General features: G+C 70.7%; 22 protein-coding genes. 13 read left to right on the forward strand and 9 right to left on the reverse strand.

What is annotated here, in order from left to right; translation table 11 throughout:
- Positions 1 to 56: 56 nt before the first annotated feature.
- The 6 genes from H7827_RS24285 to H7827_RS24310 form a co-directional block, all read right to left on the reverse strand.
- Positions 57 to 839 (reverse strand): ABC transporter permease, encoded by a 783-nt coding sequence (locus H7827_RS24285; RefSeq protein WP_376046640.1) that lies wholly within the window; start codon positions 837 to 839, stop codon positions 57 to 59.
- Positions 836 to 1,777 (reverse strand): ABC transporter ATP-binding protein, encoded by a 942-nt coding sequence (locus H7827_RS24290; RefSeq protein ID WP_386540234.1) that lies wholly within the window; start codon positions 1,775 to 1,777, stop codon positions 836 to 838. Before H7827_RS24290 ends, H7827_RS24285 begins: the two co-directional genes overlap by 4 nt.
- 260 nt (positions 1,778 to 2,037) lie before the next feature.
- Complete coding sequence (locus tag H7827_RS24295) at positions 2,038 to 3,345, reverse strand: Gfo/Idh/MocA family protein (protein WP_432747338.1); 1,308 nt, start codon at positions 3,343 to 3,345, stop codon at positions 2,038 to 2,040.
- An 81-nt stretch (positions 3,346 to 3,426) separates the two neighbouring features.
- Entirely contained in the window at positions 3,427 to 4,719 is a 1,293-nt protein-coding gene (locus H7827_RS24300) for an ABC transporter substrate-binding protein (RefSeq protein ID WP_432747339.1), read from the reverse strand.
- Positions 4,720 to 4,756: 37 nt separating this feature from the next.
- Positions 4,757 to 5,689, reverse strand: coding sequence for a carbohydrate ABC transporter permease (locus H7827_RS24305; RefSeq protein ID WP_199811815.1), 933 nt, complete (start codon positions 5,687 to 5,689; stop codon positions 4,757 to 4,759).
- Positions 5,679 to 6,644, reverse strand: a complete 966-nt coding sequence (locus H7827_RS24310) for a carbohydrate ABC transporter permease (RefSeq protein WP_030733945.1) — start codon at positions 6,642 to 6,644, stop codon at positions 5,679 to 5,681. Before H7827_RS24310 ends, H7827_RS24305 begins: the two co-directional genes overlap by 11 nt.
- Positions 6,645 to 6,862: 218 nt before the next feature.
- Here H7827_RS24310 and H7827_RS24315 point away from each other — a divergent pair, with 218 nt between their 5' ends.
- From H7827_RS24315 to H7827_RS24355, 9 genes are all read left to right on the forward strand, one after another.
- Positions 6,863 to 7,855 carry a LacI family DNA-binding transcriptional regulator gene (locus H7827_RS24315; RefSeq protein ID WP_432052483.1) on the forward strand — a complete coding sequence of 331 codons (993 nt, stop codon included), beginning with the start codon at positions 6,863 to 6,865 and terminating at the stop codon, positions 7,853 to 7,855.
- 136 nt (positions 7,856 to 7,991) lie between these two features.
- Positions 7,992 to 8,801, forward strand: a complete 810-nt coding sequence (locus tag H7827_RS24320) for a helix-turn-helix transcriptional regulator (RefSeq protein WP_432747340.1) — start codon at positions 7,992 to 7,994, stop codon at positions 8,799 to 8,801.
- A complete protein-coding gene (sufB, locus tag H7827_RS24325) occupies positions 8,798 to 10,219 on the forward strand; it encodes a Fe-S cluster assembly protein SufB (RefSeq protein WP_030733939.1) in 1,422 nt (473 codons plus the stop codon). The genes H7827_RS24320 and sufB overlap by 4 nt, the downstream gene beginning before the upstream one ends.
- Before the next feature lie 61 nt (positions 10,220 to 10,280).
- Positions 10,281 to 11,444 carry a Fe-S cluster assembly protein SufD gene (gene sufD, locus H7827_RS24330; RefSeq protein ID WP_432747341.1) on the forward strand — a complete coding sequence of 388 codons (1,164 nt, stop codon included), beginning with the start codon at positions 10,281 to 10,283 and terminating at the stop codon, positions 11,442 to 11,444.
- Entirely contained in the window at positions 11,441 to 11,785 is a 345-nt protein-coding gene (locus tag H7827_RS24335) for a non-heme iron oxygenase ferredoxin subunit (protein ID WP_200368027.1), read from the forward strand. Before sufD ends, H7827_RS24335 begins: the two co-directional genes overlap by 4 nt.
- 7 nt (positions 11,786 to 11,792) lie before the next feature.
- Positions 11,793 to 12,557 (forward strand): Fe-S cluster assembly ATPase SufC, encoded by a 765-nt coding sequence (gene sufC / locus H7827_RS24340; protein WP_030733933.1) that lies wholly within the window; start codon positions 11,793 to 11,795, stop codon positions 12,555 to 12,557.
- Positions 12,554 to 13,834: a cysteine desulfurase gene (locus tag H7827_RS24345; RefSeq protein WP_030733931.1), complete on the forward strand. Its 1,281-nt coding sequence runs from the start codon at positions 12,554 to 12,556 to the stop codon at positions 13,832 to 13,834. Before sufC ends, H7827_RS24345 begins: the two co-directional genes overlap by 4 nt.
- Positions 13,835 to 13,847: 13 nt before the next feature.
- Positions 13,848 to 14,297 (forward strand): Fe-S cluster assembly sulfur transfer protein SufU, encoded by a 450-nt coding sequence (gene sufU, locus H7827_RS24350; RefSeq protein ID WP_030733929.1) that lies wholly within the window; start codon positions 13,848 to 13,850, stop codon positions 14,295 to 14,297.
- A complete protein-coding gene (locus H7827_RS24355; protein ID WP_030733926.1) occupies positions 14,294 to 14,641 on the forward strand; it encodes a metal-sulfur cluster assembly factor in 348 nt (115 codons plus the stop codon). The genes sufU and H7827_RS24355 overlap by 4 nt, the downstream gene beginning before the upstream one ends.
- 310 nt (positions 14,642 to 14,951) lie before the next feature.
- Here H7827_RS24355 and H7827_RS24360 read toward each other — a convergent pair whose 3' ends face one another.
- Positions 14,952 to 15,188, reverse strand: a complete 237-nt coding sequence (locus H7827_RS24360) for a hypothetical protein (protein ID WP_030733924.1) — start codon at positions 15,186 to 15,188, stop codon at positions 14,952 to 14,954.
- Between the two features lie 272 nt (positions 15,189 to 15,460).
- Here H7827_RS24360 and H7827_RS24365 point away from each other — a divergent pair, with 272 nt between their 5' ends.
- The 3 genes from H7827_RS24365 (at position 15,461) to H7827_RS24375 (ending at position 17,902) form a co-directional block, all read left to right on the forward strand.
- Positions 15,461 to 15,781 (forward strand): DMT family transporter, encoded by a 321-nt coding sequence (locus H7827_RS24365; RefSeq protein ID WP_432747342.1) that lies wholly within the window; start codon positions 15,461 to 15,463, stop codon positions 15,779 to 15,781.
- Positions 15,782 to 16,027: 246 nt separating this feature from the next.
- Complete coding sequence (dapD, locus tag H7827_RS24370; RefSeq protein ID WP_386535148.1) at positions 16,028 to 17,029, forward strand: 2,3,4,5-tetrahydropyridine-2,6-dicarboxylate N-succinyltransferase; 1,002 nt, start codon at positions 16,028 to 16,030, stop codon at positions 17,027 to 17,029.
- A 39-nt stretch (positions 17,030 to 17,068) separates the two neighbouring features.
- Complete coding sequence (locus H7827_RS24375) at positions 17,069 to 17,902, forward strand: EI24 domain-containing protein (RefSeq protein WP_432747343.1); 834 nt, start codon at positions 17,069 to 17,071, stop codon at positions 17,900 to 17,902.
- On the opposite strand, the gene dapA is transcribed toward H7827_RS24375, so the two are convergent.
- Positions 17,874 to 18,776 carry a 4-hydroxy-tetrahydrodipicolinate synthase gene (gene dapA / locus H7827_RS24380; RefSeq protein WP_432747344.1) on the reverse strand — a complete coding sequence of 301 codons (903 nt, stop codon included), beginning with the start codon at positions 18,774 to 18,776 and terminating at the stop codon, positions 17,874 to 17,876. The genes H7827_RS24375 and dapA overlap by 29 nt on opposite strands.
- A gap of 23 nt (positions 18,777 to 18,799) precedes the next feature.
- A complete protein-coding gene (locus H7827_RS24385) occupies positions 18,800 to 20,650 on the reverse strand; it encodes an endonuclease/exonuclease/phosphatase family protein (protein WP_432747345.1) in 1,851 nt (616 codons plus the stop codon).
- A 230-nt stretch (positions 20,651 to 20,880) separates the two neighbouring features.
- Between H7827_RS24385 and H7827_RS24390 the strand changes: the two genes are divergently transcribed.
- On the forward strand, positions 20,881 to 22,380 hold the full coding sequence (locus H7827_RS24390; protein WP_432747346.1) for a hypothetical protein: 1,500 nt from the start codon (positions 20,881 to 20,883) through the stop codon (positions 22,378 to 22,380).
- The last annotated feature ends 20 nt before the right edge of the window (positions 22,381 to 22,400 follow it).

Below are 22,400 nucleotides of genomic sequence, written 5' to 3' on the forward strand. Positions count from 1 at the left end.
GTAGGCCCCGAGCTTGTGCGCGTTTTCACGAGGGGGTGGGTTCGGCCGGTTCCCGGTCATTCCCAGCGGAAGAAGCGGGCGGCGGCGGTCAGCGAGACCACGGACCACGCGGCCAGGACGGCCGCCTGGCCCCAGGGCATGGCGGCGCCGTCCTGGAGGACGTCGCGCAGGCCGGTGGACAGGGCGCTGACCGGCAGCAGCTCCAGGAGACCGCGCAGGGCGTCGGGGAAGTTCTCCAGCGGGACGACCACGCCACCGCCGAGCAGCAGCAGGATGAAGATCAGATTGGCCGCCGCGAGGGTGGCCTCGGCGCGCACCGTGCCCGCCAGCAGCAGGCCCAGACCGGAGAACGCGGCGGTGCCCAGCAGCATCAGCACGGCCGGGGCCAGCGGATTGCCGCGCGGGGACCAGCCCAGGGCCAGCGCCGTACCGGTGAGCAGGACCGTCTGGAGCGCGAGGGTGACCAGGACGGCGCAGGTCTTGCCGCACAGCAGGCCCCAGCGCGGCAGCGGGGAGGCGCCGAGCCGCTTGAGGACGCCGTAGCGGCGCTCGAAGCCGGTGGCGATCGCCTGGCCGGTGAAGGCGGTGGAGACCACGGCCAGGGCCAGGATGCCGGGGGCCAGGAAGTCCACGCGCTCGCCGTCGCCGGTGTCCACGATCCGCACCGCGCTGAACAGGACGAGCAGGAGGGTCGGGATGACCACGGTGAGCAGCAGCTGCTCGCCGTGGCGCAACAGCATCCGCGTCTCCAGGGCGGCCTGGGCGGCGATCATCCGGGACAGCGGGGCGGGCGCGGGCCGCGGGGTGAGGGCGGTGCCGGTCGCCTCGGTGGTGGTCATGAACGCAGCTCCTTGCCCGTCAGTTCGAGGAAGACATCCTCCAGGGTGTGCCGGCGGGTGGTGATGCGGTCCGGCATGACGCCGTGCTGGGCGCACCACGCGGTGACGGTGGCCAGCAGCCGGGGGTCGATCTCGCCGGAGACGCGGTAGGAGCCGGGCACCGGCTCACTGACGTCGCTGCCGGCCGGGAGCGCGGCCTTGAGGGAGGTGAGGTCGAGGGCGGGCGGACCGCCGAAGCGCAGGGTGTCGGCGGCACCGCCCTGGCACAGCGCGGCGGGGCTGCCGTGCGCGATGACCTTGCCGCCGTCGATGATGGCCACCTCGTCGGCCAGTTCCTCGGCCTCGTCCATGAAGTGGGTGGTGAGCACGGTGGTGACGCCGGCGGCGCGCAGCTCGCGGACCAGCTCCCAGGTGGCGTGGCGGGCCTGGGGGTCCAGGCCGGCGCTGGGCTCGTCCAGGAAGACCAGCTCGGGACGGCCGACGACGGCCAGGGCGAGCGCGAGCCGCTGGCGCTGGCCCCCGGAGAGCCGGCGGTAGGGGGTACGGCCGCAGGAGGCGAGGCCGAGCCGCTCGGCGAGGGCGTCGACATCGAGGGGGTGCGCGTACAGGGCGGCCATGTGCCGCAGCATCTCCAGGGCGCGCACGCCGGGGTAGACGCCGTCGCTCTGGAGCATGACGCCGATCCGGGGCCGCAGGGCGGCGGCGTCCGCGGGGAGGTAGGGGTCGAGCCCGAGCACCCTGAGCGTGCCCGCGTCGGGCCGCCGGTAGCCCTCGCAGGCCTCGATGGTGGTCGTCTTGCCCGCTCCGTTGGGCCCGAGCACGGCGGTGACGGTGCCCCGCCCGACGGTCAGATCGAGCCCGTCGACGGCGGTGACCTCCCCGTACCGCTTGACCAGTCCCACGGCTTCGACGGCCGCCCCGGCCCCTGCGGTCTGCATGCGCACGAGTCTAGGCCGTGCCTGACACGTAGCGCCGGTCAGGCCCGCGGCGGCTGGTGCTGGGGGCACCTCCCGGCCGAAGGCTGGGGGAGCATCGCAAGGCGGAGAGCCGCCCTCATAGCGGGTTATTCGGGCGGTTCGACAACGCGGCGAGGTGCCGTGCCAGTCGCCACGGGCCAGGCGGGATGTGTCAGACACGGCCCAGGACCTCGGCCGCCCGCCCCGGCTTCCCGGTCACCGGGAGGCCGGGGCCGCCGTCCTCAGGCCCGCGGCAGCAGCTTCGTTCCCTCGTCCGTGAGGTGGACCGGTGCCCCGGTCCGCACGGACTCGTTGGCGGCCACGCCCGTCAGGACGCTGCGGATGCCGTCGCGGTAGCCGGCCTGCCGGGCCAGCGGGTCGTTGTCGGGGCCGCGGAAGACGTCGTTCAGCAGCAGCCGGTCGCCGCCGCCGTGACCGCCCTCGCCCGAGGGGATCTCGATCTCCTCGGCCCGCTTCCAGTGCTCCTGGAGCGTGAGGCGCTCCGAGACGCCCTCGGCCTTCGACTTGCTGGCCGCCGAGGGGTCGACCGCCGCGTGCGGCGGGGTCCAGGAGCGCTCGACGACCTCCAGCTCCAGGCGTCCCCTGGTGCCGTTGAAGATGGCCCGGTAGCCCTCGTACGGGGAGTGGGCGTTCAGCGAGTACGTCAGCAGCGCGCGGTTGTCGTACCGCACCAGTACCGACATGTTGTCCTCGATCGTCACCCCGTCCGCGAACACGTCCTGGTCGCGGATGTAGCCGTCCTCGTGCTCGGCGTCCAGGTACAGCGCCTTGAGCTTCGGGTCGATCGAGATGTCCAGGATGAACGGGTCAAAGCCCAGGCCGGGCGAGCCCTGGCCGCGCTGGGGGCGCTCGCCCGCCTGCTCGGCGCCGGCCTCCTCGCTGCCGTAGAACCGCAGGTCGGCCTGGGAGAACACCAGCTCGGGGCTGGCCGCCAGCCACCAGTTGACCAGGTCGAAGTGGTGGGTGGACTTGTGCACCAGCAGCCCGCCGGACTCGTGCTTGCGCCGGTGCCAGCGGCGGAAGTAGTCGGCGCCGTGGATGGTGTCCAGCGCCCACTCGAAGTGCACCGAGGTGACATCGCCGATCCGGCCGTCCGCGATGACCTGCCGTACCGCCGAGTTACGGGGCGAGTAGCGGTAGTTGAAGGTGACGACCAGCTGCCCCGGATTGCGCTCCGCGGCGTCGGCGATCTTCGCGCAGCTCTCCGCGTCGATCGTCAGCGGCTTCTCCACCACGACGTCGCGCCCGGCGTCCAGCGCCGCGCACACGTAGTGGGCGTGGGTGGAGTCCATGGTGGTGACCACGACCACGTCGGCCTGCTCCAGCAGCGCGTCGAACGCGTCGGGGGTGTACGTCGGCACCGCCTCGCGCCCGGCGGCGGTGATGAGCTGGTTGTAGTAGTCCATGCGCGTGCGGTTGATGTCGCAGAGCGCGCTGATCTGTCCGGTGTCGCTCCAGTCGCCCAGCAGCGCGTCGACATACATCTGCGCCCGGTTGCCGAGTCCGACGAAGGCGTAGCGGCGGGTCATCCCTGGTTCTCCCTGTGTGGCGGTGGTACGGCCGACGGCCCGCGCACCACTGTGAGGGGGTGCGCGGGCCGGCTCGGTTTGTTACTTGCTGAGGACGGAGTTGGCCTCGCTGATGAAGCCGGAGGCGGCCTCCTGCGGGGTCATCCGGCCGAAGACGACCTCCTGGCCGTACCGCTCCAGCATGGCGGGCATCTCGCCGGCACCGTTCGGGTTGGCCTTGGGCGGGTCGTTCAGCTCGTCGGCGAGCGCGCCGATGAACTCCAGGGACGCCTGGTCGGTCTCGGGCAGACCGGCGCGGATCTCCTCCAGGACGGCCGCGTTGCGGGGCAGACCGCGGTCGGAGCCGATGATGGCGGCGGCCTCGGGGTCGTTCACCAGGAAGTCGACGAGCTGGCCCGCGGCCTCCTTCTTGCCGCTGCTGGCCGCGACCGACCAGAACATGTTGGGCTGCAGGAAGTGGCCGCCGCTGACGGCGTCCGCGTCCTTGGGCATCCGCAGCAGCACGATCTCCGAGCCGGAGCCGGTGGTGATGGCGTTCAGCTGGTTGGACCACCACATGCCGAAGGCGCCCTTGTTGGTGGCGACCAGCGAGGCCTCGACACCGGTGGAGCCGAGTTCGGCGCTGCGCGAGGCGTCGGGGCTGGCCTTGGAGTCGATCAGGTCCTGCTGGAAGGAGTACCAGTCGGCGATGACCTCCTCGGACATCCCGATCTTGCCGTCCTCGCCGTAGAAGATCTCGCCGTGCTGCTGGGCGTAGATGTTGAGGTAGGCGTCGTTGAAGCTCAGCTGGGTGCCGTAGGTGCCGTCGCCGGTGGCGGCGGTGACCTCGGCGGCGAAGTCGCGGTAGTCGTCCCAGGTCCAGGTGGTGTCGTCGGGCAGTTCGATGCCCGCCTCGTCCAGGACGGTCTTGTTGGCCGCGATGATGAAGGCGTTGACGCCGGTGGGTATGGCGTACTGGGTCCCCTCCAGCTGGCCGGACTGCAGCAGCTGGGGGTCCAGACCGCTCATGTCCACCAGGCCGTCGAGGTCGGCGAGCGCGTTGCGGGTGCCGAACTCGCCCATCCGCCGGATCTCGGTGGAGAACACGTCCGGGGCGTCACCGGAGGCCATCTGGGTGGTCAGCCGGTCGTAGTAGTTGTCCCAGTCGGAGTACTCCATCTCGACCTTGATGTCCTCGTTCTTCTCCATGAAGAGGTCGAGGACTTCCTCGGTAATCGCCTGGCGGGTGTCGTTGCCCCACCAGGCGACGCGCAGGGTGGTCGTGCCGTCGCCGCCGCCGCTGTCACCGCCGCCGCAGGCGGCCGTGAGGGTCAGGGCACCGGCCACGAGGAGCGCCGAACAGAGCTTCGTCGCACCGTTCATTCTGCCGTTCACTGAAACTCCTTGTCGATACAGACGCGAGAAGGGGGGACTACTTGAGGCCGGTGGTGGCGATGCCGCGCACCAGGTACTTCTGGCCGGCGAGGAAGAACCCGAAGATCGGGCCGAGGGAGAGCACCGAGATGGCGAACATCGGGCCCCACGAGGACTCTCCGCTGGAGTCCAGGAACGTGCGCAGTGCCACCGGGACGGTGAACTTGTCCGGGTTGGTGAGGAAGATCAGCTGGCTCAGGAAGTCGTTCCAGGTCCAGATGAACGTGAAGATCGCCGTGGTGGCCAGGGCGGGCGTGGACAGCGGCAGGATGATCCTGGTGAAGATCCGCCAGTGGCCCGCGCCGTCGATGACGGCGGCCTCGTCCAGCTCCCGGGGCAGCGTGCGGATGAACTGCACCATCAGGAAGATGAAGAAGGCGTCGGTGGCCAGGAACTTCGGGACGATCAGCGGATAGAAGGTGTTGATCCAGCCCAGGTCCGAGAACAGGATGTACTGGGGAACGATCACCACGTGCAGCGGCAGCATGATGGAGCCGAGCATCAGGGCGAAGAAGATCTTCTTGAACGGGAACTCGAGCCGGGCGAAGGCGTAGGCGGCCAGCGAGCAGGCCACCAGGTTGCCGACGATGGAGAAGCCGGTGATGATCGCCGAGTTCAGGAAGTAGTGGCTGAACGGGTAGCGCAGCGCGTCCCAGCCGTTGGAGAAGTTGTCGAAGGTGAAGCTGGAGGGCCACAGCCCCGGCTCGCGGAAGATCAGCTCCTCCGGCTTGAGGGAGCTGGAGATCATCCACAGGACCGGGTACAGCATGACGAACCCGAACGCGATGAGCAGGATGTGCGTCAGGATGCGCTTGCCGGCCAGGGCCTTCAGGACACGGGCGAACAGGGTGTCGTTCAGTTCGGGGTGACCGTTGCCGTCGCGGGCGGCGCCTGCGCGGGCGTCGGGGCGCGGTTTGACGTTATTTGTCACTGTAGAACACCCAATACTTTGACATGAGGAAGTTCACCCCGGTCAGCGCCGCGATGATCAGAACCAGGACCCACGCCATCGCCGACGCGTAGCCCATCTCGAAGCTGTTGAAGCCCTTCTGGTACACGTGCATCGTGTAGAGGAGCGTCGAGTCGGCCGGGCTTCCGTTGCCGCCGCTGATGACGAACGCCTGCGTGAAGGACTGGAAGGCGTTGATCAGCTGGAGGATGAGGTTGAAGAAGATGATCGGCGACAGCAGCGGCAGGGTGATGGAGAAGAACTGCCGGGCCTTGCTGGCCCCGTCCAGGCTGGCCGCTTCGTAGTAGCTGGTCGGGATCTGCCGCAGACCGGCCAGGAAGATGACCATCGGGGAGCCGAAGGTCCACACGTTGAGGATGATCAGGGTGCCCAGCGCCGTGTCGGGGTGGGAGACCCAGCCCATGCCCTCGATGCCGAAGATGCCCAGGAACTCGTTGACCAGGCCGTCGGCGCCGAAGATCTGCCGCCACAGGATGGCGATGGCCACGCTGGAGCCGAGCAGCGAGGGCAGGTAGTAGACGGAGCGGTAGATGGGCAGTCCGCTCACGCCCCGGTCCAGCACCATCGCCAGGGCGAGCGCGAAGGCCAGCTGCAGCGGTACGGAGACGAAGACGTAGATGGCCGTGTTGGTGAGGGCTTTGATGAACCGCGGGTCGTCCTGGAACATCCGCGTGTAGTTGTCGAAGCCCACCCACTGCGAGTCGCCGATCAGGCTGTAGTCCGTGAAGGACAGATACAGCGAGGTCAGCAGGGGTCCGGCGGTGATGGCGATGAGGCCGACGAACCAGGGCAGCAGGAAGAGGTAGGCGGTCAGGTACTCCTTGCGCCGCCGTTTGCGCAGCGCGCCCTTGGTGTCCGCCACGGGAGGGCGGTCAGTGGCGCCCGGTGGCCTGGGGCGCACCTGGGTGTCGGTCATGCGGGAGCGCTCCTTTCGAGGAGACGAGGGGCAGCACACCGAGCGTGTTGAGGGACGACGCGGGGTCCGGGTTGGTGCTCCGTTAATACAACCGGTTGCAGCAGGCTGGTGTAACCAGCAAGAAACGTCAAGGGTCTGGACGGATTTTCATGGCAACCGATTGCAGGCTATGGTGACCGCCGTGACAGAGAGACGACTGTGGAGGGGGGCGGGCGCTCATGGCGGTGACCATCCGTGATGTGGCCCGAGCCGCCGGCGTTCATGTGTCCACGGTCTCCCGGACATTCTCGGCACCGAACCTGGTCAAAGTCGACACCCGGGAACGAGTTCTCGCGGCCGCGGCCGAACTCGGCTACCGCCCCAACCAGGCGGCCCGAGCGCTGACCACCGGCGTGACCCACAACCTGGGCCTGATCGTCGCCGACATCGCCAATCCGTTCTTCCCGCCGCTGATCAAGTCCGCCCAGTCCTATGCGAGGGTGCGCGGCTATCAGGTGTTCGTGGCGGACACGGACGAGGACCCGCGGGCCGAGGAGGAGCTGATCTCGATCCTCGCCAAGCAGGTGGACGGGGTGGTGCTGGTCAGTCCCAGACTGTCGAACGCCGCGATCGCCGGGCTGAGCGCCGATCTGCCGTTCGTGGTGGTGAACCGCAATGTCAAGGGTCTGCCCGCGGTGCTCATGGACATCGGCAGCGGTGCGGCGACGGCCGTGGAGCACCTGGCCGGGCTCGGCCACCGCCGGCTGATGCTGCTGGGCGGGCCGCGCGGCTCGTGGACCAGCGAGCAGATGCGCAAGTCGGCCGCCGCGGCGGCGGAGCGGTCCGGGGTGTCGCTGGAGATCACCGGGCCGAACGCGCCCACCGAGCGCGGCGGCCGGCTGGCAGCCGCCGCGGTGCTGGCGGCGGGCGCCACCGGGGTCATCGCGTACAACGACCTGATGGCGATCGGCACCATCGAGGGGCTGTCCGACAGTGGCGCCGAGGTGCCGCGCGAGGTCAGCGTGGTCGGGGTGGACGACACCGTCGCGGGCCGGGTGGCCCGGCCCAAGCTCACCACCATCGCGATGCCCACCCAGGAGGCCGGCCGCTCGGCCGTCGATTTGCTCCTGCACGCGATCGACATGCCGGGCGGGCGGGGCGCGGCCAAGACCACGCTGGAGACCTCGCTGGTGGTCCGGGAGTCGACCGCGCCCCCGCCGCCCCTCAAGTAAGGCAAGGCTTACCTATCCTCTGACCCCCGTCCGCGCATACCGGGCGGGGGTTAGGCATGCCTTACGTGATGTACCGCATTTCCGGGAACCGGAACGCGGCTTGCTCGCTTTGCGGGAATTACGCAACAATGGCGTTGTGAAAAACGGCGAGGCGCAGCGTACGACGCCGGTGGCAGCGGATGCCACCGGCGCCGCCCCGTTGTCCGCACCGGACGGGGAGCAGCACGGCACCCGGCAGCGGGTGGCCCGTTCCATCCTGGATCACGGCCCCTCCACCGCCGCCGAGCTGGCCGACCGGCTCGCCCTCACCCAGGCCGCCGTGCGCCGGCACCTGGACGCACTGGTCGCCGACGGCACGGTCGAAGCCCGCGAGAAGCGGGTCTACGGCTCCCGGGGCCGGGGCCGGCCCGCCAAGGTCTTCGCGCTCACCGACGGTGGCCGCGACGCGTTCGACCACGCCTATGACGCGCTGGCCGTCGAGGCGCTCGGCTTCATCGCCAGCGCCGCCGGCGGCGGGGAGAGCGGTGCCGCCGCCGTCCTCGCCTTCGCCCGCGAGCGGGCCGCCGCGCAGGGCGAGCGCTACCAGCAGCTGCTGGCCGGCGCGAGCCCCGCCGAGCGCACCCGGGCGCTGGCCCAGGCCCTCACGCAGGACGGGTACGCTGCGATGGCGCGCACCGCACCCGGCGCGCCGGGGGAGCAGCTGTGCCAGCACCACTGCCCGGTGGCGCACGCCGCCGAGCGTTTTCCCCAGCTGTGCGAGGCGGAGGCCGAGGTCTTCTCCCACCTGCTGGGCACCCATGTGCAGCGGCTCGCCACCATCGCGCACGGCGACGGCGTCTGCACCACCTTCGTCCCCTCCGCGCCACCGGCCGGCCACCGGCCGTCACCGGCGCCGGAGACACCCACCACCGCGACACCACGCACAGCCGGGAGGAACCCCGCATGACGCTCCCCACGGAGACCGCCCACCCCGAACTCGAAGGGCTGGGTACCTACGAATACGGCTGGGCCGACTCCGACGCGGCCGGCTCCGCCGCCAAGCGCGGACTGAGCGAGGATGTCGTCAAGGACATCTCGGGCAAGAAGTCCGAGCCGGAGTGGATGCTCAACCAGCGCCTGAAGGGCCTGAAGCTGTTCGGCAAGAAGCCGATGCCCACCTGGGGCTCGGACCTGTCGGGTATCGACTTCGACAACATCAAGTACTTCGTGCGCTCCACCGAGAAGCAGGCCACCAGCTGGGAGGACCTGCCCGAGGACATCAAGAACACCTACGACAAGCTGGGCATCCCGGAGGCCGAGAAGCAGCGGCTGGTCGCCGGTGTCGCCGCCCAGTACGAGTCGGAGGTCGTCTACCACCAGATCCGTGAGGACCTGGAGCAGCAGGGCGTCATCTTCCTGGACACCGACACCGCGCTCAAGGAGCACCCGGAGCTGTTCCAGGAGCACTTCGGCACCGTGATCCCGGCCGGCGACAACAAGTTCTCCGCGCTGAACACGGCGGTGTGGTCGGGCGGTTCGTTCATCTACGTGCCGCCGGGCGTGCACGTGGACATCCCGCTCCAGGCGTACTTCCGCATCAACACCGAGAACATGGGCCAGTTCGAGCGGACCCTGATCATCGTCGACGAGAACGCCTACGTGCACTACGTCGAGGGCTGCACCGCGCCGATCTACAACTCGGACTCGCTGCACTCGGCGGTCGTGGAGATCATCGTCAAGAAGGGCGGCCGCTGCCGCTACACGACCATCCAGAACTGGTCGAACAACGTGTACAACCTGGTGACCAAGCGGGCGGTGGCCTACGAGGGCGCCACCATGGAGTGGGTCGACGGCAACATCGGCTCCAAGGTCACCATGAAGTACCCGGCCATCTACCTGATGGGCGAGCACGCCAAGGGCGAGACCCTGTCGGTGGCCTTCGCGGGCGAGGGCCAGCACCAGGACGCCGGCGCCAAGATGGTGCACATGGCGCCCCGTACCTCCTCCAACATCGTCTCCAAGTCGGTGGCGCGCGGCGGCGGGCGCACCTCCTACCGCGGTCTGATCGAGATCGGTGAGGGCGCGGAGGGATCCAAGTCCAACGTGCTGTGCGACGCGCTGCTGGTGGACACCGTCTCCCGCTCCGACACCTACCCCTACGTCGACGTCCGTGAGGACGACGTGACCATGGGGCACGAGGCCACCGTCTCCAAGGTCAGCGACGACCAGCTGTTCTACCTGATGAGCCGCGGCCTGTCCGAGGACGAGGCGATGGCCATGATCGTGCGCGGCTTCGTCGAGCCGATCGCCAAGGAACTGCCCATGGAGTACGCCCTGGAGCTCAACCGGCTGATCGAGCTGCAGATGGAGGGCTCGGTCGGCTGACCCCGCCCGCCCCTCTGTGTGAGCCGTTTCCCCTATCAAGAGAGTGAGCACGACGAGACCCATGGCTGAGGCCCCAAGCAATCCGGTCGCGCTGGCGGCGGAGTCCACCGTCGCCACCCGGATGAGCGCCCCGCCGTCCTTCAATGTGGCCGACTTCCCGGTGCCCACCGGCCGCGAGGAGGAGTGGCGCTTCACTCCCCTGGCACGGCTGCGCGGCCTGCACGACGGCACCGCCACCGGTGGCGGCAGTGTCAAGGCCGAGGTGATCGCCCCCGAGGGCTCCGGCGTCACGGTGGAGACCGTGAGCCGCGACGACGCCCGGGTCGGCAAGGCGGGAACCCCGGTGGACCGGGTCGCCGCGCAGGCGTTCAGCGCGGTGGAGAAGGCCACCGTGATCACCGTGCCCGCCGAGGCCGTCCTCGGTGAGCCGGTGCGGGTGTCCGTGCACGGCGAGGGCGGCGTGACCTTCGGGCACACCGTCTTCGAGGTCGGCGCCTTCGCCGAGGTCGTGTTCGTCCTGGACCACACCGGCGACACCGTGCGCGCCGCCAACGTCGACTTCGTCGTCGGCGACGGCGCCAAGGTCACCGTGGTCTCCGTCCAGGACTGGGCCGACACCGCCGTGCACTGCTCGCAGCACAACGCGCTGATCGGCCGGGACGCCACCTTCAAGTCCGTGATCGTCACCTTCGGCGGCGACGTGGTCCGCATCCACCCCCGGGTGACCTACGCGGGCCCCGGCGGCGAGGCCGAACTGTACGGCCTGTACTTCACCGACGCCGGCCAGCACCAGGAGCACCGCCTGCTGGTGGACCACTCCGCCCCCAACTGCCGCAGCAACGTGGCGTACAAGGGCGCGCTGCAGGGCGCGGACGCGCACGCGGTGTGGATCGGCGACGTGGTGATCCAGGCCGCCGCCACCGGCACCGACACCTACGAGCTGAACCGGAACCTGGTCCTCACCGACGGCGCCCGGGTCGACTCGGTCCCCAACCTGGAGATCGAGACCGGCGAGATCGCCGGCGCCGGCCACGCCAGCGCCACCGGACGCTTCGAGGACGAGCAGCTGTTCTACCTGATGGCGCGCGGCATCCCGGAGGACGAGGCCAGGCGCCTGGTCGTCCGCGGCTTCTTCGCCGAGCTGATCCAGCAGATCGGCGTCCCGGACGTCGAGGAGCGGCTGATCGCCAAGCTCTCCGCCGAACTGGAGGCGTCGCACGCATGAGCACACCACAGGCGTCCTATGTGCAGGCCTGCGTGCTGGGGGACCTCGCGGAGGACACCCCCAAGCGCGTGGAGGTCGGCGGGGTGCCGGTGGCCGTGGTCCGTACCGAGGGCGAGGTCTTCGCGGTCCACGACATCTGCTCGCACGCCAATGTCTCGCTCTCCGAGGGTGAGGTGGAGGACTGCCGGATCGAGTGCTGGCTGCACGGCTCCAGCTTCGACCTGCGCACCGGCAAGCCCTCGGGCCTGCCGGCGACCCGCCCCATCCCCGTCTATCCCGTCAAGATCGAAGGAGACGGCCCCGGCGCCGCTGTGCTCGTCTCCGTCACCCAGGAGTCCTGAAGCACCCATGGCAACCCTTGAGATCCGCGACCTGCACGTCTCCGTCGAAGCCGAAGGCGGACCCACCGAGATCCTGCGCGGCGTCGACCTGACCGTGAAGCAGGGCGAGACCCACGCCATCATGGGCCCCAACGGCTCCGGCAAGTCCACCCTGGCCTACTCGCTGGCCGGCCACCCCAAGTACACCGTCACCGGCGGCACCGTCACCCTCGACGGTGAGGACGTACTGGAGATGACCGTCGACGAGCGCGCCCGCGCCGGCGTCTTCCTGGCGATGCAGTACCCGGTCGAGGTCCCCGGCGTCTCCGTCTCCAACTTCCTGCGCACCTCCGCCACCGCCGTGCGCGGCGAGGCACCCAAGCTGCGTACCTGGGTGAAGGAGGTCAAGGAGGCGATGGCCCGCCTGGAGATGGACCCGGCCTTCGCCGAGCGCAACGTCAACGAGGGCTTCTCCGGCGGTGAGAAGAAGCGGCACGAGATCCTCCAGCTGGAGCTGCTCAAGCCGAAGATCGCCATCCTGGACGAGACCGACTCCGGGCTGGACATCGACGCGCTGCGCATCGTGTCCGAGGGCGTCAACCGGGTGCGCGAGGCGGGCGAGTCCGGCACCCTGCTGATCACCCACTACACGCGCATCCTGCGCTACATCAAGCCCGACCACGTGCACGTCTTCGCCGGTGGCCGGATCGTCGAGTCGGGCGGCGCCGAGCTGGCCGACAAGCTCGAGGCCGAGGGCTACGAGGCGTACACGAAGGGTGGTGGCGCCTCATGACCGAGCCACGGGCGGGCCGCCCCGGTCTCCCGGCCGGCCTCCTGGACACCGAGGCGATCCGCAAGGACTTCCCGATCCTGGACCGCGTGGTCCACGACGGCACGAGGCTGGTCTACCTGGACAACGCGGCTTCCTCGCAGAAGCCGCGCCAGGTGCTGGACGCGATGAACACGTACTACGAGCGGCACCACGCCAACGTGCACCGGGGTGTGCACGTGCTGGCGGAGGAGGCCACCGAGCTGTACGAGGGCGCCCGGGACAAGGTCGCCGCGTTCATCAACGCGCCCAGCCGGGACGAGGTGATCTTCACCAAGAACGCCTCGGAGTCGCTGAACCTGGTCGCCAACATGCTCGGCTGGGCCGACGAGCCCTACCGGGTGGACTCGGGCACCGAGATCGTCATCACGGAGATGGAGCACCACTCCAACATCGTGCCGTGGCAGCTGCTGGCGCAGCGCACCGGAGCGCAGCTGAAGTGGTTCGGGCTCACCGACGAGGGCCGGCTCGATCTGTCGAACATCGATCAGATCATCACCGAGCGGACCAAGATCGTCTCGTTCGTGCTGGTGTCCAACATCCTCGGCACGCACAACCCGGTGCGGGAGATCGTCCGGCGGGCGCACGAGGTCGGCGCGCTGGTGCTGATCGACGCCTCGCAGGCCGTTCCGCACGCCACGCTGGACGTGCAGGACCTGGGCGCCGACTTCGTGGCCTTCACCGGTCACAAGATGTGCGGCCCGACCGGGATCGGCGTGCTGTGGGGCCGGCAGGAGCTGCTGGAGGACCTGCCGCCGTTCCTGGGCGGTGGCGAGATGATCGAGACCGTCTCGATGCACTCCTCCACCTACGCCCCGGCGCCGCACAAGTTCGAGGCGGGCACTCCGCCGATCGCCCAGGCGGTCGGCCTCGGGGCGGCCGTGGACTACCTCAGCGGCATCGGCATGGACCGGATCGCGGCGCACGAGCACGCCCTGACCGAGTACGCGCTGGCGCGGCTGGCCGAGGTGCCGGACCTGCGGATCATCGGCCCCCGGACGGCCGAGGACCGGGGCGCCGCCATCTCCTTCACCCTGGGTGACATCCACCCGCACGATGTGGGTCAGGTGCTGGACGAGCGGGGCATCGCGGTGCGGGTGGGTCACCACTGCGCACGGCCGGTGTGCCTGAGGTACGGAATTCCGGCGACCACGCGGGCGTCGTTCTATCTGTACACCTCGCCCGCCGAGGTGGATGCCCTGATCGAGGGGCTGGAGTACGTACGCGGCTTCTTCGGATGAGGTGCCCCTGAGCATGCGGCTGGAATCGATGTACCAGGAAGTGATCCTCGATCACTACAAGCACCCGCACGGGCGCGGTCTGCGCCCGGGCGACGCCGAGGTGCACCACGTCAACCCGACCTGCGGTGACGAGATCACCCTGCGGGTGCGGATGGACGGGACCACCATCGGTGACGTCAGTTACGAGGGGCAGGGCTGTTCGATCAGCCAGGCCAGCGCCTCGGTGCTGAACGACCTGCTGGTCGGCAAGGAGCTGGCGGACGCGCGGCGGATCCAGGAGACCTTCCTGGAGCTGATGCAGTCCAAGGGCCGGCTGGAGCCGGACGACGCGATGGAGGACCTGCTGGAGGACGCGGTCGCGTTCGCCGGGGTCTCCAAGTACCCGGCCCGGGTGAAATGCGCACTGCTGAGCTGGATGGCTTGGAAGGAAGCAACCGCCCAGGCCCTGAAGGAGGCGGCATGAGCGAGACGACAGGCGGCACGGCCACGACCGCCCAGCCCGCGAGCGAGGAAGAGATCCGCGAGGCGCTGTACGACGTCGTGGACCCCGAGCTCGGCATCGACGTGGTGAATCTCGGACTGATCTACGGGATCCACGTCGACGAGGAGAACATCGCCACCCTCGACATGACGCTGACGTCGGCGGCGTGCCCGCTGACGGACGTCATCGAGGACCAGGCGAAGTCGGCCACCGACGGGCTGGTGAAGGACCTGAAGATCAACTGGGTCTGGATGCCGCCGTGGGGGCCCGACAAGATCACCGATGACGGGCGCGAGCAGCTGCGCGCGCTGGGCTTCAACGTCTGAGACGCGAGGCCGCACCGTTCGTGCGGGAGGCGAGGGCCGGCCGGCCCTCGCCTCCCGCTTTTTCCGTGCCGGGCCCCCGGCCAGGGCGTCTCGTCTGGATCTTCGCGGGGCCGCGACGCCGGCTACTGGGGGCACCTCCCGGCCGAAGGCCGGGGGAACCTCGCCGCGTTGCCGAAATGCCCACAGGAAACCACCCTGAGGGCACTCCGGCGCCTTGAGCGAAGCGAATGGGGGCACCTCCCAGTCGAAGACTGGGGGAGGACCGCATCTGACGTCGCGACCTGATCCACGAAGATCCAAACGAGACGCCCTAGGCGTGGTCGGCCAGCTGCTGGTGTCCCTGGACGCGGGCGCAGTGGGCGCAGCAGTACATGTGGCCGTCCGTCGTCTCCACGCCGTGGCCCATGATGCGGCACTGACAGTTCTCGCAGACCGGGGCCATCCGCTGGATGGCGCATTCGAAGCTGTCGAAGACATGCACCTCGCCGGCGGCGCGCACCTCGAAGGTCAGCTGGTAGTCGTTGCCGCAGACCTCGCACTGGGCCATGGGTGATCCTCTCTCCGTCTGTCGTCCGTCGTGATCAGTGCTCAGGATGCGGGGGCGGGGGAGAGCGCCCCGGGTGGCGCGCGGGGTGGGTCACTCCGGTGGGGAGCCGATCTCACCCGGCGTCGGTGCCTGATCCGGCGGCCCGCGACCGACCCGGGCGAGCCCTTCGGCCTCACCCCCCTCGTCACGGCCCCGGGCACCTTCCCCGGCGCGACGCCCCCCGGCCGTCGCGCACGGGTACCGGCCGGCACATCGTCACTACGCTCCGGTGCATGGCCTACGTTCTGCTCGCCGGGGCGATCCTCTTCGAGATCGCCGGCACCACCCTGATGAAGTTCAGCGACGGCTTCACCAAGCTCTGGCCCACGCTGGGCACCCTGGCCGGCTATGCCGTCGCCTTCATCCTGCTCGCCCGGGTCCTCAAGACCATCGATGTCGGCGTCGCCTACGCCATCTGGGCCGGCGCCGGCACAGCCCTGATCGCCGCCATCGGCATGCTCTTCCTCGGCGAGAGCGTCAGCGCCGCCAAGGTCGCCGGGGTGGCCCTCGTCATCGGCGGCGTCACCCTGCTCAACCTCGGAGGAGCCCACTGACGGCCCGCCGCCAGGACCCGGAACGGCGGCGGCGCCTCATCGACGCGACCACCGCCGCCCCGCGCCCCCACCTGCCCGAGGAGCCACCGCGCGCCGCTCCGCCCCTTGTGGACGGGCCGTTGATCCGGCACCTCCGTACCAGAGGCAGCCACCACCCCCACGCCCTCGCCGACCAGGTCAACCGGTGGATACCGCCATCCGGGACCGGTTGGCCAGCCGCGCCGCCCACCGGCTAGCGTCTGGGGCATGACCGACGCAACCGCCTCCGCACCCACCTCCCGTACCACCGGTGCCGTCGCCGCCGGCCTGGCCACCCTCGCCGCCGACGGCACCGTGCTCGACACCTGGTTCCCCGCCCCGGCCCTCAGCGACGAACCCGGCGAGGCCGGCAGTGAACGCCTCACCCCCGAGCGCGCCGCCGAACTCCTCGGCTCCGCCGCCCCCCAGGCGCTGGGCCCCGACCCGGTGCGCGGCGTCGAGGTCGTGGCGGTCCGTACGGTCATCGCCTCCCTCGACGACAAGCCGCTGGACGCCCACGACGTCTACCTGCGTCTGCACCTGCTCAGCCACCGCCTGGTGCGCCCGCACGGCCTGAGCCTGGACGGCATCTTCGGGCTGCTCGCCAACGTCGCCTGGACCAGCCGCGGCCCGGTCGCCGTGGAGCGCGTCGAGGAGACCCGGCTGGCCGCCCGCGCCGCCGGCACCGCGCTGAGCGTCACCAGCGTCGACAAGTTCCCCCGGATGACCGACTACGTCGTCCCGGCCGGGGTCCGCATCGGCGACGCCGACCGGGTCCGGCTTGGCGCGCACCTGGCCGCCGGCACCACCGTCATGCACGAGGGCTTCTGCAACTTCAACGCCGGCACCCTCGGCAACTCCATGGTCGAGGGCCGCATCAGCGCGGGCGTCGTCGTCGGCGACGGCACCGACGTCGGCGGTGGCGCCTCCATCATGGGCACCCTGTCCGGCGGCGGGAAGCAGACCATCACCATCGGCGAACGCTGCCTGCTCGGCGCCGAGTCCGGCATCGGCATCTCGCTGGGCGACGACTGCGTGGTGGAGGCCGGCCTGTACGTCACCGCCGGCACCCGCGTCACCCTGCCCGACGGCACCATCGAGAAGGCCGCCGCGCTCTCCGGCGCCAACAACCTGCTCTTCCGCCGCAACTCCACCACCGGCACGGTCGAGGCGCTGCAGCGCACCGGCTCCTGGGGCGGCCTCAACGAGGCGCTGCACAGCCACAACTGACGCCGTTCACCCCCGCCGGTGCGAGATCATGATCCGATGATGACTGATCTCGCGGCCGGCATACGGTACGTGGTGCTGGGCCAGCGATGGCTCGCCCAGCACCCCGGACGGTACGGCCGCGCCCTGCTGCCCGCGCTGATCGCGCTGGTGCTGTACGCGGCGGCGCTGTTCGTCCTGCTGCTCAACGCGGGCGATCTCGCCGCCTGGATCACGCCCTTCGCCGACGACTGGGAATCCCCCTGGCGCGGGCTGGTGCGCGGCCTGGCCGTCGCCCTGCTGCTGGCGGCCGGACTCGCGCTCGCCGTCCTGACCTTCACCGCCGTCACCCTCGTCATCGGCGACCCCTTCTACGACGCGCTGTCGGCCGCCGTGGAGGAGAGCGAGGGCGCGTGCCCCGCGGCCCCGGAACGGCCGCTGTGGCGTGAGCTGTGGGCCGCGCTGGTGGAGGCGCTGTACGTGCTGTGGCGCGCCACGCTGTGGACCGTGCCGCTGTTCGTCCTCGGCTTCCTGCCGGTCCTCGGGCAGACCGTGATCCCGGTGATCGGCTTCGCCGTCTCCGGGTTCTTCCTGACCCTGGAACTGGTCTGCTACGCCCTGGGGCGCCGGGGCATCGACGTCCGCGCGCGGCTGCGGATGCTGCGCGGGCGCCGCTGGCTGGCGGTCGGCTTCGGCGTCCCGCTGGTGGCGGCCTTCATGGTGCCGCCCCTGGCGATCTTCCTGATGCCGGGCGCCGTCGCCGGGGCCACCCTGCTCGCCCGCGACCTCGTCGGGGACGGCGCGACGCGGCAGCTGGCCGCCGACCCGGACGCGGACCCCGACGGCGGCCCCGGCACCGGCCCCGACCTCACGAAGCGGGCGCCAGCACAGCCTTGAGCTCCTCCACCAGCCGGCCGGTGAACTCCGCACCGGCCGGCAGCAGCGGCCCGCGTACCGGACCGCCCGGCATCCCGGCCGCCGCGAACAGCGCCTTGACCGACACCGTGCCGGGCACCCCGGTCATCATCGTGTCCACCAGGGGCAGCAACCGCCGGTGCAGCAGGGTGGCGGTGGCCAGGTCGCCCGCGTCCACGGCGTCCAGCACCGCGCGCACCTGCGGCCCCGCCACATTGGCGACGGTGCTCACATAGCCGGTGGCGCCGAGCGCGTACAGCGGCAGATGCAGCTCGTCGCAGCCCGAGTAGTACGCCAGCTCCGTACTCTCCATGACCAGGCCCGACTTCAGCAGGTCGTACGCGCAGTCCTTGACGGCGCGGATCCGCGGATGGCCGGCGAGCCGCCGCAGCGAATCGGCGGTCAGCTCCGTCCCCGCGCCGGTACGGGCCGGGATGTCGTACAGCATCACCGGCAGTTCGGTGGCGTCCGCGACCGTCTCCAGATGGCGGACGATGCCCTCCTGGGTGGGGCGCGAGTAGTACGGGGTGACCACCAGCAGCCCGTGCGCGCCCGCCGACGCCGCGGCCCGGGCCAGCGCGACCGTGTGCCGGGTGTCGCTGGTGCCGACCCCGGCGATCACCGAGGCCCGGCCACCGACCGCCTCCAGGACCGCGCGCAGCAGCGCGTCCTTCTCCGCGTCGGTGGTGGTCGCCGACTCGCCGGTGGTCGCGTTGAGCACCAGGGCGTCGGAGCCGCCCCGGTCCACGAGATGAACGGCGAGACGGGCGGCGCCCTCCAGATCGAGGGCACCGCCCGCCGTGAACGGGGTGATCATGGCCGCGGCACGGCGGCCGAAGGGGGGTTCGGGGCGCATGGCCCCACCGTAACGGCCCCCGCTCAGGGCTTGAAACGGATTACCTGCGGATCGTGATCACTGGCCTGATCGGCGAACTCGGCGTTGATGTGCACGATGTCGTAGTCGAACTTCTTGATGCCGGGCGTCACCAGCGTCTGGTCCAGCACCTGCGCGTTGCCGTTGAAGAGGTACGTGTAGCGGTCGGCGGCCGGCAGCGAGTACACCGCGCTGCGCAGCACCCCGCCGGAGGTCAGCGCCGCGGTGGTGCCGGAGAACTCGAAGTCGTTGATGTCACCGAGGACCACCACCTGGGCGTTCTTCTGGACCCGGACGATGTCGCGGACGAAGGAGTTGACCAGCTCGGCCTGGGCCAGGCGCTGGGTCTCGCTGGAGCGGGTCGGCGGCTGGTACCGCGCGTACAGGGACTGGTCCCCGCCCTTGGAGTTGAAATGGTTGGCGATCACGATCACCGGGGTGCCGCGGAAGCTGAACTCGCCGGCCAGCGGCTTGCGGCTGGCGTTCCACGCCGCGTCGGCGGGCTCGATCCGGCCGGGGGAATGGGTGAGCGCCGCCTTGCCGCGCTCCTTGACCACGGAGGCGGCGGTCGTGGCGTCGCCGCCGGGACGGTCGGTGAAGGAGACCCGGTCCGGGTTGAAGAGGAAGACGTTGCGGATGTTGCCGCCCGGCTGACCGCCGTCCTTGCCGTCCTCGGGGTCGATGCCGCGCCAGTCGTAGCGGGGGCCGCCGGCCGCGACGATCGCGTCGGTGAACCGGGTCAGGGTCTGCTCGGCGCTCACGGTGCCGTCGTCCACCGCGCCGTTGTCGTCCTGGATCTCCTCCAGGGCGACGATGTCGGGGGAGGCGAGGTGATCGACGATGCCGGCGGCCAGCCGGTCGAACTTCGCCTGGTCGTTGCCGGGGTTCAGGTTCTCCACGTTGTACGCGGCGACCGCCAGTTCCTTGCGCTCCTGGGCGCGGGTGGTCTCCGGCTCGATGCCGCCGGAGGTGACGGTGCCCAGCTCACGGGCGGCCACCAGATAGCCGCCGAACTCGTCGTAGTCCAGCGGCCCCGCCGTGACGCCGCTCAGCGTGTCCCCGGTGTTCGCGGTGGGGAACGGCGCCTGGCCCACCGGTACCAGCGACTCCACCTTCAGCCGCCCCGGGTTGGGGTCGTCGTACGAGGCGTAGCGGGTGCCGCCGCGCGAGGTGGCGTTCAGCTCGGGCTGGACGTTGACCCACAGCTCGTAGTACGCGGTGCTGGGGCCGACGATGGCGGCGTCCTCGACCTGGACGTTCATGCCCTCCAGCGAGGCGTACAGGTCCAGCGCGTACTTCTCGGGCTCCAGCGGCAGGTTCTCGATGCTGTTGCCGTCGGCCGCATCGCCCTCGGGCGCGTACCCGGCCGGGATCGCGTCGGCGTCCAGGACGACGGGCGCGGGCAGTTCGTTCCCGGAGGAGACCACGGAGACGGTGGGCCGGGAGATCTGGGTCAGCGAGGTGTCGCCCCGGGCGACGCCGCCGTAGTAGTACTCGGTGACGGCACCGCTGACGGTCACCGAGTCGCCGACCGCGACGGTGGGCGCCGCGTTGGTGAAGACGAAGATGCCCTCACTGGTGGCCGGGTCGTCGTCGGGCCGCGGGTCCTGGATCCAGAAGCCGCGCGAGCCGTACGTCCGTACCCCGGTGACGATTCCGGGCACATCGGTGACCTGCTCGCCCCGGAACGGGGAGATGCGGGTGTTTCCCTGGATGTCGTGGATGCGCAGCTCACCGGTGTCGGCGGCGGAGGCCGAGAAGGGCGAGGTGACCAGGAGCGTGGCGCCGAGAGCGGCCGAGACGCCGAACGCGCCCACGGCGGTGGCGCGTCTGGACGGGCGGGACAGAGCGAACAAGATGCCCTCCGGGGGCGGGTGGGGACCTGTTGGGGACAGGGCTGCACTTCTACGCGCGTAAAGCTCCCGTACGCGCCATGGGTTGTCAACGCCTGGCAGGGGTCGGCCGGGGAACTTTCCCGTGAACCGGCGCCGAAGGCTCGCGGGCCGTGCGCTGTGTCTTTGGGCGTGCTGTGGATCACGCTCTAGGCTGAACCGACACGCCATCGTTGCCGAGGAGCCCCCACATCATGTCCGGTGCGGACCTGCCCACCCTGCCCCCCGTGCGGCTGCCCACCGAGGCGGAACTGGCGCGCGACGCGCTGGCCGTCCCGCTGGTCACCCGGGCCGCCGCCCTCGCCCGCTGGGCCCGCCCCGGGGTCCCGGTCGGCGCCGGGGCGGAGCTGCTCGCCGAAGGACTGCCGGAGGCGATCGCGGCGCTCGGCCTGGACACGCACGAGTACGCCACGGAACTGACCGTCGAAGCCTGGAACTTCGCCGTCGACACCGGACTCGTCGACGTCACCGAGGAGGAGGGCGAGCCCGGCACCGCGGCCGGCACCGCCGCGCCCGGCGCGGAACTGGAGCGGCTGACGGCCGGCACGCCCGAGGAGATCCTCGACATCTGGGCGGACGGCCTGGAAGCCGTGCTCGCCGACGCCGCGACCCCCACCATCGAAGACCTGCTGGGCGAGGACCTGGAGTCGTTCGACCCCGAGACCTTCGACCTGGACACCCTGGAGTGGGACCCGGACGAGGAGGCCGCCTTCCTGGACTCCGCCCTGGCCCAGCTCTATCTGCTCGCCGCCACCGACGAGAACGTGGCGGCCGGCGCCATGGTCCCGCTCCCGGTGGTCGCCGCCGCCCTCGTCGTCCCGGACGAGGAGGAGCCGGAGGGCGGCGAGGAGCCCAGCGACGAGACCCTGGAAGAGGTCTCGTCGGTGATGATGCGGCTGGACGAGCAGTTCCGGGTCCTGGAGGGCACCGGACTGCTGGAGTACGACCCGGTCGACCAGACCCTCATCGTGGCCGAGGGCGAGGAGACGACGGACGAACTCCCCGCGGAGGAGGAGGACCTGACCCGCTACGGCCAGGTGCGCCTGACCCCGCTCGGGGTGTACGGCGTACGCCGCCGGATGCGGGAGGCGGGCCTGAACGCCCCGGCCGTCGGCGACCTGGCCACGGCTGGCGCGGGGGCGCTGCTGACCGAACTCCCGCACCGCGCGCACGGCGCGGCCCAGGCGGAGGCCGAGGCCTGGCTGGCGGACCGCGACCCGCTGACCGCCGCCCGGGAACTGCTGACGGCGGCGCGCGGCACGGACGAGGACGCGCCGCTGCGGCGGCTGGGCTGCCAGCTGGCGCTCGCCCTCGTGGGCGCACCGGCCGAGCCGGCCCTGCGGGAGGTCCTGGCGGACCGCGAGCTGGGCGGCCTGGCGCGTGTCTGGCTGGCCGAACGCGGCGCCGCGGACGTACCGCCGCCGGACGAGGACCTGATCTTCTGGCTGACGATCGACACCCTCGCGGCCCAGCTGGCGACGGTCGACGAGGAAGAGGAGGACGAGGAGAACGAACTCCGCACCCTCATCGACGGCCTGACGGTCCAGCACAGCTCCTTCTTCGAGCACGCCTGGCGGGTCGATCACCCCGCGACGGCCGAGGTCCTGGAGGCCATGGGCCGGCTGCACCCCGACCGCGCCCTGGCCGAGGAGGCGCGCAAGGCGGCGCTGCGGGCGCGCGGCCGCGGGGAGTAGCGACAAGGAAGCTCCCCGCA

The organism is Streptomyces sp. JH002 (genome assembly GCF_050916115.1).
In the GTDB taxonomy this organism is placed as follows: domain Bacteria; phylum Actinomycetota; class Actinomycetes; order Streptomycetales; family Streptomycetaceae; genus Streptomyces; species Streptomyces xiamenensis.